Below are 11044 nucleotides of genomic sequence, written 5' to 3'. Positions count from 1 at the left end.
CGCAGAGCGCCGCCCAGCAGGCCCAGGCCGCCGCCGACCAGGCCGAGCTCGACCGGCGCGCCGCCGAGGAGGCGGCCGCCGCCCAGGCCGCCGCGGAAGCCGCGGCCGCGGCCGAGGCCGCCGCCGCCGCGGAGGCCGCCGCCGCCGAGCAGGCCGCCGCGGCCGAGTCCTCCGCCGCCGCCGCGCCCGCCCCGGGCGGCTCCTACCAGGACTACGCGCTGTCCAAGCTGGGTGGCGACGCCTCCGAGTTCGCCTGCCTCGAGAAGCTGTGGGGTCGGGAGAGCGGCTGGAACCCGAACGCCCAGAACCCCACGAGCACCGCGTACGGCATCCCGCAGTTCCTCGACTCGACCTGGGCGAGCACCGGGATCGCCAAGACCTCCGACCCGTACCGCCAGATCGACGCCGGGCTGATCTACATCGAGAACCGCTACGGCTCGCCCTGCGGCGCCTGGTCGCACTCCCAGTCGACCGGCTGGTACTAGAAGGACCCCTCTGCCCCCCGCGCCTCGCACGCTCGGCGCGGGACCCCGCAGAGGGGCCGTTCCAGTCCGTCGCCAGGCTCGGCGCGGGACCCCGCAGAGGGGCCGTTCCAGCCCGTCCCTGGAAGGGCCGCCCTGAGAGGCGGCCCTTCCGGCGTCCGGGGGAGGATGCCCGCATGCGCGGATGGCTGACCGGTCTCGCGATCGCCGCCGCCGTCCTGCTGGCCACGTGGGCGCTGCTGATCCTGCTCGCCCGCCGGCTGCCCGAGGGCACCGCCAGGGACCTCGCCCGGTTCCTGCCCGACTGCGTCACCGCGGTCCGGCGGCTGCGCGCGCACCCCGCCGTCCCGCGCCGCGCGAAGGTGGTCGTCGGTCTCGCCGGGCTGTGGGTGCTCTCGCCGGTCGACCTCATCCCGGAGTTCCTGCCGGTCATCGGGCCGCTCGACGACGTCGTGGTCGTCGCGCTCGCGCTGCGCTACGCCGCCCGGCAGGTGCCCCGCGACGTCGTCCTGGCGGCCTGGCCCGGCAACCCCCGGCTGGTCGAGCGCCTGCTCGGCCCCTCGATGGAAGAGGCCACGTGACCGACGCCCGTTGGTGGACCAGCGCCGTCGTCTACCAGATCTACCCGCGCTCGTTCCAGGACTCCGACGGCGACGGCATCGGCGACCTCGGCGGCATCCTGCAGCGCCTGGACCACCTGGCCGACCTCGGCGTCGACGTCGTCTGGCTCTCGCCGGTCTACCCGTCGCCGCAGGCCGACAACGGCTACGACATCTCCGACTACCAGGACGTCGACCCGCTGTTCGGCAGCCTGGCCCGGCTGGACGAGCTGATCGCCGCCCTGCACGGTCGCGGCATCAAGCTGGTGATGGACCTCGTCGTCAACCACACCAGCGACGAGCACCCGTGGTTCGTCGAGTCGCGGTCGTCCCGCACCTCGCCGAAGCGGGACTGGTACTGGTGGCGGCCGCCACGGCAGGGCATGGCCGCCGGCGCCCCGGGCGCGGAGCCGACCAACTGGGCGTCGTTCTTCTCCGGTCCGGTGTGGGAGCTCGACGAGGCCAGCGGCGAGTACTACCTGCACCTGTTCGACCGCAAGCAGCCCGACCTCAACTGGGAGAACCCCGAGGTCCGGCAGGCGGTGCACGCGATGATGCGGTGGTGGCTCGACCGCGGGGTCGACGGCTTCCGCATGGACGTCATCAACATGATCTCCAAGGACGTCGCCCCCGACGGCCACCTGCACGACGGGCCCCCGATCCCCGGCACGAGCCTCGGCGACGGCTCCGCGTCCTACCTGTGCGGGCCGCGCATCCACGAGTACCTGCACGAGATGCACCGCGAGGTCTTCGCCGGGCACGGCGAGAAGCTGCTGCTGGTCGGCGAGATGCCCGGGGTCACGGTCGAGGAGGCCCGGCTGTTCACCGACCCCGCGCGGGCCGAGGTGGACATGGTGTTCCAGTTCGAGCACGTCGGGCTCGACCACGGGGTCAGCAAGTGGGACCTGCGGCCGCTGCGCATGCGCGACCTCAAGGCATCCTTCGGCCGCTGGCAGGCCGGGCTCGCCGACGTCGGCTGGAACTCCCTGTACTGGGACAACCACGACCAGCCGCGCGCGGTCTCTCGCTTCGGCGACGACTCGCCCGAGCACCGCCGGAACTCGGCGACCTGCCTGGCCACGCTGCTGCACCTGCACCGCGGGACGCCCTACGTCTACCAGGGCGAGGAGCTCGGCATGGCGAACCACCCGTTCGCCGGCATCGAGGACTTCCGGGACGTCGAGTCGGTGAACCAGCACGCGACGGCGGTCGCGGCGGGGGAGGACCCGGAGGTGGTGCTCCGCGGCCTGCGGGCGATGAGCCGCGACAACGCGCGCACGCCGGTGCAGTGGGACGCCTCGCCGTCGGCCGGCTTCACCACCGGGACGCCGTGGCTGCCGGTGAACCCCGACCACGTCGAGTGGAACGCCGCGGCGCAGCGCGACGACGGCGCCTCGGTGCTCGCCCACTACCGGCGGCTGATCGCCCTGCGCCACGCCGAGCCCGTGGTGGCCCTGGGGAGCTTCACGATGCTGCTGCCGGACTCCGACGACGTGTACGCGTTCACCAGGGAGCTCGACGGCGACCGGCTGCTGGTGGTGTGCAACGTGACCAGCCGGCCCCGCCCCATCGGCGAGCTGCTGCCGGAGGCGCCCGGCGCCGAGCTCGTGCTGGGCAACCTCCCGGTCGCCGACCCCGCGGTGCTGGCGCCGTGGGAGGCGCGCGTCCTGCGCCCGCGCTGAGGCCCCGCCCGGTCCGCGGCGGTGCCGGCCTCTGTGCCCGCTTCGACCGTTATCCCCAACATCGACGCGCCAGAATGGCGCCGGTGCGGTTCAGGGGTGGGCGGGACCGCCGAGGTGGATGAGCACCACGCCGGCGACCACCAGCCCCACCCCGAGCCCCTGCCAGGCCGTCACCGGCTGGCCGAGGAAGGTCGCCCCGATGGCGAGCACCAGCAGCGTGCCGACCGCCGACCAGATGGCGTACGCCAGCCCGACCGGCACCGTCTTCACGACCTGGGCCAGCAGCAGGAACGACGTGGCGTAGCCCGCGACGACGACGAGGCTGGGCAGCAGCACCGTGAACCCGGCGGTGCGGGGCAGCAGCGAGGTGGCCAGCACCTCGGCGGCGATCGCCCCGGCCAGCATCAGGTACCCGGTGGCACCGCCCTCCCTCACGGCGGGAAGGCTAGCGGCTCAGTCCCAGTAGTCGTGGTGGTGGTGGTGATCCCAGCCGCCGCCGAGGTCCGCGGCCGAGGCGGTGGCCGCGGCGGTGAGCGCGATGACCAGCATCAGGGCCACCAGGAGCCCGGCGAGCAGGACCACGCGGCGGCGGGTGCGGTCGGCGGCGGCCCACGAACCGGCGCCCAGCACCGAGGTGCGCGCCTGCAGGGCGGCCGTCGACGCCAGGGCCCGCCACCCCGGGGCGACCGGCGCCGGGTCGGGCAGGTCGGCGGTCAGCGGCGGCAGGTCGTCGACGTACCGCGCGGCGAAGGCCGCCGTCGTCCGCTCGTGGCCCTCGTCGATCGAGAGCATGCCGGCGGCGACGGCGTCGTGGATCCGGTGCACCACCGCCTCCCGCTGGGCATCGGAGGCCCGCATCCTGGGGCCGGGGCCGGGCGTGGCGGCGGTGCCGTCGTCGGTCGGTGCGGTCATCGCGAGCTCCCCTCCTGCACGATGGCCAGAGGGTGCCCCCCGTACCTGTGCGGGCGCTGTGGATCGCTGGCTACCGTCGGCCGGTGACCGTTCGGATCGGCACGTCGGGGTGGAGCTACGATCACTGGGACGGGGTGCTGTACCCGCCCGGCACGCCGCCGTCGGCCCGGCTGGGGCACTACGTCCGGCGCTTCGACACCGTCGAGCTGAACGCGAGCTTCTACCGGTGGCCGCGCACGGCGACGTTCGCCTCGTGGCGGCGCCGGCTGCCGCCGGGCTTCCAGCTGTCGGTCAAGGCCCCGCGCGGGCTCACGCACGCCAAGCGGCTCTACGCGCCGGAGGCGTGGGTGCCGCGGTTCCGCGAGTGCTGGCACGAGCTCGGCGACAAGCGGGCGGTCTTCCTCGTGCAGCTGCACCCGGCGCACGAGCGCGACGACGCCCGACTGGACTTCTTCCTCGCCCAGCTGCCCGGGTGGATGCGGGTGGCGGTGGAGTTCCGCCACCCGAGCTGGCACGACGAGGGCGTCTACGCGCTGCTCGAGCGGCACGGCGCCGCGTACGTGGTGATGAGCGGGGCGAAGCTGCCCTGCGTGCTGCGGGCCACCGCGCCGTTCGTGTACGTGCGCATGCACGGGCCCGACCCCGCCCACCTGTACGCCGGCTCGTACTCCGACGAGGACCTGCGCTGGTGGGCCGAGCGGGTGCGGGAGTGGGCGGGCCAGGGCCGCGACGTGCTCGTCTACTTCAACAACGACGGGTTCGGCCACGCGGTGCGCAACGCGGAGACGCTGCGCGCGTTCGTCTAGCCCTCGACGAGGGCGGCCAGCCGGGCCAGCGACTCCCGCCAGCCGAGCTCGTTGTCCTCGGGCCGGACGACGTCGGGCAGCCCCTCGTGGACGGCGACCAGGTCGGTGCCGCCGCCGGCGCCGTCGGTGAGCGTCACCGTGATCGTCATGGCGCCGCGCAGCGCGGGGTCGTCGCTCTCGAACTCGTCCACCTCGACCACCCGCTCGTCGGGCACCAGCTCGGCGAACCGCCCGGAGTACGTGTCGGTGCGCTCCGTCGTCTTGCCCACGCCGTCGGGGCCGGTGTAGGTGAGCGAGACGCGCAGCCGACCGCCCTCGCGGGGCTCCCACTGGTGCACCCGCGAGGTCATGCCCGGCGGCACCTTCCAGCGGGCGACGGCGTCGCGGTCGAGCAGCGCCCGGTAGACCGCCGGCCGCGGCGCCGCGATGTGCCTGGTCACCCGCGTGGTCCCCACGGGGTCACCTCACCACCCGCGGAGCGGCGCGCACCAGTGCGACGGTGAGGCCGGCGACGACGGCGCCGGTCGCGTTGAGGAGGGCGTCGAGCGGCGAGACCACCCGGCCGAGGGGCAGCGCCCACTGCAGCAGCTCGATCCCGGTACCGGCGGCCAGCCCGAGCACGGCCAGGACCGGCAACCGGCCGAGCTCCGGCCGGCGCAGCACCGCCAGGGCGGCGGGCACGGCGAGCAGCGCGAGGTTGCCGGCCAGCTGCACCACCGTCGTGGGCGAGTCGAGGCCGGTGAGGTACCAGCGCAGCTCCGACGCCGGCGACCCCCACGACCAGCCGGCGCCGTCGGGCGTGAGGGTGAGCAGGGCGACGACGGCCAGGGAGGCCAGCAGGGCTGCGGTCAGCGCGGGGCGGCGGTCGGCCATGCGGCCCACCCTGCACCGGCTCGCTGTGCGGTCCCTGTGCGCGCCGGGGCCCACCCCCGCGTGCTCAACGCGCCACCGGGCCGGCCAGCGGGACCCGCGTCGGGTCGTCGAACACCGCCTCCAGGGCGACGTGGGCGCCGCCGCGCACGGCGGCGGAGAACCCGAGCGTCGACAGGACCACCCGCGCCCCCGCGGTGCCCGGTGCGAAGACGCCCGCGTCGAGTGCGGCGGCGACCGGGGCGGCCAGCCACCGCCCGAGCTCGGCGAAGTAGCCGCCGAGGACCACGACCCGCGGGTTGAACAGGTTGATCAGCACCGCCGCCCCGGCGCCCAGCCCGGTCCCCACCCGCTCGAGCGCGGCCAGCGTGCGCGGGTCGCCGCTCTCCGCGCGGCGGGCCACCTCCGCCAGGCGGGCCTCGAGGTCGCGGGAGGCGTCGTGCACCGGGTCGTCGGGATCGGCGGCGCCGCGCAGCAGGGCGGCGAGGCCGACGACGGTCTCCCAGCAGCCGCGCCGTCCGCACCCGCAGACCAGCGCGGGGTCGCCCAGGGCGGTGTGCCCGACCTCGCCGGCCAGCCCGGCGCAGCCGCGCAGCAGCCGGCCGGCGACCAGCACACCGCTGCCGACGCCGACCTCGCCGGTGAGGTACACCAGGTCGGGGGTGCCGGCCTCCGAGCCCATGACGAACTCCGCGATCGCCGACAGGTTGGCGTCGTTCTCCACGTGGACCGGCACCTCACGGCCCAGCCGCTCGCGCAAACCGGCGGCGACCGGGACCTCGCGCCAACCGAGGTTGGGCGCGAAGGTGACCACCCCGTCGGCGCTGCTGACCAGGCCCGGCAGCGCCGCGGTGAGGCCGGCCGGGGTGGCGCCGCGCCTGCCGGCCGCGGCGATCGCGTCGGCGGCCAGCAGCGCCACCTCGTCCAGCGTCCGCTCCGGGCCCAGGGCCGGGACGTCGAGGGCGAGCCGGGACTCGAAGAGCACCTCGCCGCGCAGGTCGAGGACGAGCGCGGCGGCGTAGTCGACGTTGAGCTCGACGCCGACGCCGCACACCGTGCTGCCGTCCAGGTGCACGACCAGCCCGGGCCGGCCGACCGAACCCGCCCGCTCCACCTCACCGGGGCAGACCAGCCCCCGCTCGGCCAGCTCGGCGACCAGGCTGGAGACGGTCGCCTTGTTCAGCCCGGTCTCGTCGGCGATCCGGGCGCGGGAGCGGGGCCCGTGGTCGCGCAGGTGCCGCAGCACCAGGCCGAGGTTGCTCCGCCGGACGGCGGCGGTGTCGGCGGGCCGGCTGCGCGGCGGCGACCCCTCCGGGTAGGGCGAGCGCGCGTCGAACATCGGGCTCCTCGTCCTGGGCGACGGTCGCGCGCCGGCCGTACCCGCGCGGGGGCGCGGCCGACACGGGACGCGGCCGTCAGTGGCCCGTCGCGGCCGCCCGCCGGCGGGCGAGCGCGTCGACGCTGGCGGCCAGCAGCAGGACGCCTCCGGTGATGACGAAGTTCAGGTACGCCTCGACCCCGAGCAGCCCGAGGCCGTTGGCGATGATCGCCACGACCAGACCGCCGAGGACGGCGTCGCGGACCCGTCCCCGCCCGCCGAACAGGCTGGTCCCGCCGATGACGGCGGCGCCGACGGCGTAGAGCAGGGTGTTGCCGGCGCCCGAGCCCGGCGTCACCGAGCCCAGCCGCGAGGCGGCGGCGATACCGCTGATCGCGGCCATCGTCGAGGCGATGACGAAGACCGACACGCGGATCCGGGTGACGTCGATGCCGGCCCGACGGGCGGCCTCCGCGTTGCCGCCGACCGCGTACACGTGCCGGCCGTAGCCGGTGCGGCTGAGCAGGAAGGTCAGCGCCAGCAGCAGGACCAGCACCAGCGGCACCGCGTAGGGCACGCCGGCCAGGTCGACCGCGGCGGCCAGCGCCCGGTCGACGCTCAGCACGGCGGTCACCCCGAGCACCACCGCGGCGATGACCCCGCAGCGGACGAGCACGATCGCCAGCGGCTGGTGCGCCAGGCCGCGCTCCCGCTGCCGCCGCCACCGGTTGAGCTCCAGCGCCGCGTAGGCGAGCACCACGAGCACGGCCAGCGTCCAGCCCAGCCAGACGGGCAGCGTCTGGTTGCTGATGCCGTTGATGACCGGGTCGCGCACCGGCACGGTCCCGCCCTGGCCGATCAGCCGCAGGGTGACGCCCTGCCAGCCGAGGAACAGCGCCAGCGTGACCACGAACGACGGGATGCCGATGACGCCGACCAGGCTGCCGGTGAACAGCCCGATCAGCAGGCCGACGGCGAGCGCGGCCAGCACGGCCACCCACCACGAGGCGCCCGACTCGGCGAGCAGCTGGGCGAGCACCGCGGCGCAGACGCCGCTGACGACGCCGGCGGACAGGTCGATCTCGCCGAGCAGCAGCACGAACACCAGGCCCATCGCGAGCAGGGTGATCGGCACCGCCTGGACCAGCAGGTTGGTCAGGTTCAGCGGGGTCAGGAAGGTGTCCGGCCGCAGGATCGTGAAGAGGATCCCGAGCACGACGATGCCGAGGACGGCGGGCAGCGCCCCGAGGTCGCCGCCGCGGACCCGGTCGACGTAGGCGCGGACGACCGCGCCGACCGAGTCGGCGGTGCGGTCGCCCTCGAAGCCGGGCGGCGCCGCGCCGGGCTGGTCGCTGGTCGTGGGCAGCGTGTTGCTCGACATGTCCTACACCCCTGCCTCGGCGACGGCGGGCGCGATGCCCAGGTTGCCCGAGCGGCCGGCGGTGATCAGCTCGATCACCTGGCTGCGGTCGACCTCGGAGACGGGCACGTCGGCGGCGACGCGGCCCAGGTACAGGGCGGCGACGCGGTCGGCCACCTCGAAGACGTCGACCATGTTGTGGCTGATGAAGATCACCGCGTGCCCGGTGTCGGCGAGCCGGCGCACCAGGTCGAGCACCTGCCGGGTCTGCGCCACGCCCAGCGCGGCGGTCGGCTCGTCGAGGATGACCAGCTTGGACTCCCAGAGCACCGCCTTGGCGATGGCGACGGTCTGCCGCTGGCCGCCGGAGAGGCTGGAGACCAGCTGGCGCACCGACTTCAGGGTGCGGACCGACAGCCGGGCGAGCGTGTCGCGGGCGGCCTGCTCCATCGCGGCCTCGTCCAGGACGATGCCGTTCTTGCGCTCGCGGCCGAGGAACATGTTCTGGACGACGTCGAGGTTGTCGCACAGCGCGAGGTCCTGGTAGACGACCTCGATCCCGAGGCCGGCAGCGTCGCGGGGGCCGCCGATGTGCACCTGGCGCCCCTCGAAGAGGAACTCGCCCGAGTCGACGGCGTGGGTGCCGGCGATGCACTTGATCAGCGTGCTCTTGCCCGCGCCGTTGTCACCGACGAGCGCGGTGACCTGGCCGCGGAAGACCCGCAGGGACACGTCGTGCAGCACCTGGATGGCGCCGAAGCTCTTGTTCACACCGCGCAGCTCGAAGGTGGGGACCTCCGCGCCGGGTGTGCCGTCCTCGGGACGGGGCGGGGGAACGGACACGTCCCTCCTTCCTGGGGCAGGGGGAGCGGGGGACGCCGGCAGGCCGGCAGTGTGCGCCGCCGGGGCGTCCCCGCAGAAGGGGGGACGCCCCGGCGGACCGGATCGGATCAGGAGATGCCGAGCTCCGTGCACGCGGCGGCGAACTCACCGGTGCACAGCTCGTCGGCGGTGACGAAGCCGTCGTCGACGACGTCGGAGACGTTGTCGCGGAAGATCGACACCGGCTCGAGCAGGACCGACGGCACCGACCGGCCGCCCTCCGGGTCCTCGGCCTCGCCGTTGGTCTCGGCCTCCTCGCCGTTGATCAGCGCGATGGCGAGCTCGGCCAGCGCGTTGGCCTCCTCGGCGATCGGCTTGTAGACGGTCATGCACTGGTTGCCGGCGAGGATGTTCTGCAGCCCCTCGGTGGTGGCATCCTGACCGGTCACCGGCACCTGGCCGGCGACGCCGTTGCGCTCGAGGACGCCGATGACCGAGTTGGCCAGGCCGTCGTTGGCGGCGAGGACACCCTGGATGTTGCCGCCGGCCTGCGTGTACATCTGCTCGAAGATCGTCGCCGCCTGCTGGTTGTCCCAGCCCGGCACCGCCTGCTCCGCCACCTGCGTGTAGTTGGTGATCGGGTCGAGCACCTCGTGCGCGCCCTCGGAGAAGAGCGTGGCGTTGTTGTCGTCGGGGGAGCCGTTGAGGAAGGCGATGTTCGCCGTCGTGGTCTCGCCCAGGCACTGCGCCAGCCCCTCGCCCTGCAGCCGGCCGACCTGCGTGTTGTCGAAGGACACGTAGTACTCGGCCGAGCCGCCGAGGGTGAGCCGGTCGTAGTCGATGGTGGCCACGCCCTGCTGGGCGGCCTGCTGCTGGATCTGCGCGCCCGAGGCGCTGTCGAGGTTGACGATCGCCAGCACGGTCACGCCACCGGTGATCATCTGCTCGGCGATCGTGGCCATCCGCTGGGCGTCGCCCTCGGCGTTCTGGATGTCGTACTCGACGCCGGCCTCGTCGAAGGCGGCCTCGAGCAGCGGGCGGTCCGCGGTCTCCCACCGGACCGAGGACTCGGTGTCGGGGAGGATCACGCCGACCTTGCCGGCCGCCTCCCCGCCACCGCCGCCCCCACCGCCGTCCCCTCCGCCGTCGTCGTCCCCGCCGCCGCAGGCGGCCAGGCCGAGGACGAGCGTCGTCGTCAGTGCCATCGCCAGGGGGTGCCGTCGCGCCATGGTCCGTCCCGCCATTCGTTGGGGTCACCGAGGAAATGCGCGGGCAATACTGGAGTGACCACAACTGTGACCGCAATCACATCACCGCTTCCGTTGCCGGACCGTGACACAGCCCGCGGCGACCGGGCGAGCGCCCCCTCCTGGGGTGCTCCTCGGTGGCCGGGCGGCGGGCACGCCGTGGGCGCCCGCCGCGTTCGTCGGTCAGGAGCCACCGTCGGAGCCGGGTCGCCTGGACGCGGTCACAGGGCGGGCACAGCGGGGCCACATCCGCCGGGCGGACCGTGGGACGACCGAGAGGAGGCGCCCGTGCGAACGACCGAGGCCCCGCGCCCGTCCGGGGGCGCCGCGGGAACCGGCCGCCCGGTGCTCGTCGTCATCGGCGGGCTGCCGGGCAGCGGCAAGACGACGCTGCTGCGCCGGCTGCTGGCCGGCGCGCCGCCCGGCGTCACCGGGTTCGACTCCGAGCAGGTGGCCGAGCGCCTGCGCGCCGCCGGCGTGCGGCTGCCCTACCGGCTGCTGCGGCCGTGGGTGCACCTCTGGCACCGGTGGCGGGTGCTGCGGGGCATCCGCTCCGCCGAGCCGGTCGTCGTCCTCACCGACCCGTGGACCCGTGCGGGGTGGCGCGACGCGGTGCTCAGCGCCGCGGCGCGGGCCGGCCGCACGGTCCGGCTGGTCCTGCTGGACACCCCGGCGCCGCTCGCCGCGAGCGGTCAGGCGGCGCGGGGGCGCAGCATCTCCTCCCGCTCGATGCGCCGGCACGTCGCCCGGTGGGACGACGTCCTGCGGGCCGCGAGTGGTGACGGGCCCGCGGGCATCGCCTCGGCGGTGGTGCTGGACCGGCCGGCGGCCGACCGACTCCGGCTCGCCGAGCTGCTGGCCACCGCCGGCTGAGGCGTCCGGCGAAGTCCCAGCCGCCGTCCAGCGACGTCACCGGCGGGTGGCACAGCCTGGGTCCCGATCCCGT

General features: G+C 75.0%; 13 protein-coding genes. 5 read left to right on the top strand and 8 right to left on the bottom strand.

All coding sequences use genetic code 11. The features are described from left to right. The 3 genes from ACI78S_RS15240 to ACI78S_RS15230 all read left to right on the top strand — a co-directional run. Window positions 1-485: aggregation-promoting factor C-terminal-like domain-containing protein (locus ACI78S_RS15240; protein ID WP_456974730.1), on the top strand; the 485-nt coding region annotated here is incomplete at its 5' end. A gap of 173 nt (window positions 486-658) precedes the next feature. Then, complete coding sequence (locus tag ACI78S_RS15235; RefSeq protein WP_456974728.1) at window positions 659-1063, top strand: YkvA family protein; 405 nt, start codon at window positions 659-661, stop codon at window positions 1061-1063. Then, on the top strand, window positions 1060-2763 hold the full coding sequence (locus ACI78S_RS15230) for a glycoside hydrolase family 13 protein (protein WP_456974726.1): 1704 nt from the start codon (window positions 1060-1062) through the stop codon (window positions 2761-2763). Before ACI78S_RS15235 ends, ACI78S_RS15230 begins: the two co-directional genes overlap by 4 nt. Before the next feature lie 90 nt (window positions 2764-2853). Here the strand turns inward: ACI78S_RS15230 and ACI78S_RS15225 are convergent, their stop codons facing one another. Together ACI78S_RS15225 and ACI78S_RS15220 are read right to left on the bottom strand one after the other, a co-directional pair. Then, the gene (locus ACI78S_RS15225; RefSeq protein ID WP_456974724.1) at window positions 2854-3198 is read right to left on the bottom strand and encodes a DMT family transporter; all 345 of its coding nucleotides are present in this window, start codon (window positions 3196-3198) and stop codon (window positions 2854-2856) included. An 18-nt stretch (window positions 3199-3216) separates the two neighbouring features. After that, entirely contained in the window at window positions 3217-3675 is a 459-nt protein-coding gene (locus tag ACI78S_RS15220) for a DUF1707 SHOCT-like domain-containing protein (RefSeq protein ID WP_456974722.1), read from the bottom strand. 83 nt (window positions 3676-3758) lie between these two features. Here ACI78S_RS15220 and ACI78S_RS15215 point away from each other — a divergent pair, with 83 nt between their 5' ends. Then, complete coding sequence (locus ACI78S_RS15215; RefSeq protein ID WP_456974720.1) at window positions 3759-4481, top strand: DUF72 domain-containing protein; 723 nt, start codon at window positions 3759-3761, stop codon at window positions 4479-4481. Here the strand turns inward: ACI78S_RS15215 and ACI78S_RS15210 are convergent. The 6 genes from ACI78S_RS15210 to ACI78S_RS15185 form a co-directional block, all read right to left on the bottom strand. Continuing rightward, window positions 4478-4936: an SRPBCC family protein gene (locus ACI78S_RS15210; RefSeq protein ID WP_456974718.1), complete on the bottom strand. Its 459-nt coding sequence runs from the start codon at window positions 4934-4936 to the stop codon at window positions 4478-4480. The two genes, ACI78S_RS15215 and ACI78S_RS15210, sit on opposite strands and share 4 nt — an antisense overlap. Before the next feature lie 4 nt (window positions 4937-4940). After that, window positions 4941-5354, bottom strand: a complete 414-nt coding sequence (locus ACI78S_RS15205; protein WP_456974716.1) for a VanZ family protein — start codon at window positions 5352-5354, stop codon at window positions 4941-4943. A gap of 64 nt (window positions 5355-5418) precedes the next feature. After that, window positions 5419-6690, bottom strand: coding sequence for an ROK family transcriptional regulator (locus tag ACI78S_RS15200; protein WP_456974714.1), 1272 nt, complete (start codon window positions 6688-6690; stop codon window positions 5419-5421). Window positions 6691-6766: 76 nt separating this feature from the next. Further along, the gene (locus ACI78S_RS15195) at window positions 6767-8050 is read right to left on the bottom strand and encodes a sugar ABC transporter permease (protein WP_456974712.1); all 1284 of its coding nucleotides are present in this window, start codon (window positions 8048-8050) and stop codon (window positions 6767-6769) included. Window positions 8051-8053: 3 nt separating this feature from the next. Further along, complete coding sequence (locus ACI78S_RS15190; RefSeq protein WP_456974710.1) at window positions 8054-8872, bottom strand: ATP-binding cassette domain-containing protein; 819 nt, start codon at window positions 8870-8872, stop codon at window positions 8054-8056. 107 nt (window positions 8873-8979) lie between these two features. Then, window positions 8980-10056, bottom strand: coding sequence for a sugar ABC transporter substrate-binding protein (locus tag ACI78S_RS15185; RefSeq protein WP_456974708.1), 1077 nt, complete (start codon window positions 10054-10056; stop codon window positions 8980-8982). A 330-nt stretch (window positions 10057-10386) separates the two neighbouring features. Between ACI78S_RS15185 and ACI78S_RS15180 the strand changes: the two genes are divergently transcribed. Then, window positions 10387-10971 carry an AAA family ATPase gene (locus ACI78S_RS15180; RefSeq protein WP_456974706.1) on the top strand — a complete coding sequence of 195 codons (585 nt, stop codon included), beginning with the start codon at window positions 10387-10389 and terminating at the stop codon, window positions 10969-10971. Window positions 10972-11044: the final 73 nt, after the last annotated feature.

This window comes from Geodermatophilus sp. SYSU D00815, from assembly GCF_054050035.1.
The sequence above is the reverse complement of the archived record's forward strand: the minus strand, read 5'-3'. Positions and strand labels throughout refer to the sequence as shown.

What these genes read in the sequence shown, in the direction of transcription:
- ACI78S_RS15235 (WP_456974728.1), top strand. Translation starts at nt 659, where the DNA reads ATGCGCGGATGGCTGACCGGTCTCGCGATCGCCGCCGCCGTCCTGCTG.
- ACI78S_RS15220 (WP_456974722.1), bottom strand. Translation starts at nt 3,675, where the DNA reads ATGACCGCACCGACCGACGACGGCACCGCCGCCACGCCCGGCCCCGGC.
- ACI78S_RS15205 (WP_456974716.1), bottom strand. Translation starts at nt 5,354, where the DNA reads ATGGCCGACCGCCGCCCCGCGCTGACCGCAGCCCTGCTGGCCTCCCTG.
- ACI78S_RS15200 (WP_456974714.1), bottom strand. Translation starts at nt 6,690, where the DNA reads ATGTTCGACGCGCGCTCGCCCTACCCGGAGGGGTCGCCGCCGCGCAGC.
- ACI78S_RS15195 (WP_456974712.1), bottom strand. Translation starts at nt 8,050, where the DNA reads ATGTCGAGCAACACGCTGCCCACGACCAGCGACCAGCCCGGCGCGGCG.
- ACI78S_RS15185 (WP_456974708.1), bottom strand. Translation starts at nt 10,056, where the DNA reads ATGGCACTGACGACGACGCTCGTCCTCGGCCTGGCCGCCTGCGGCGGC.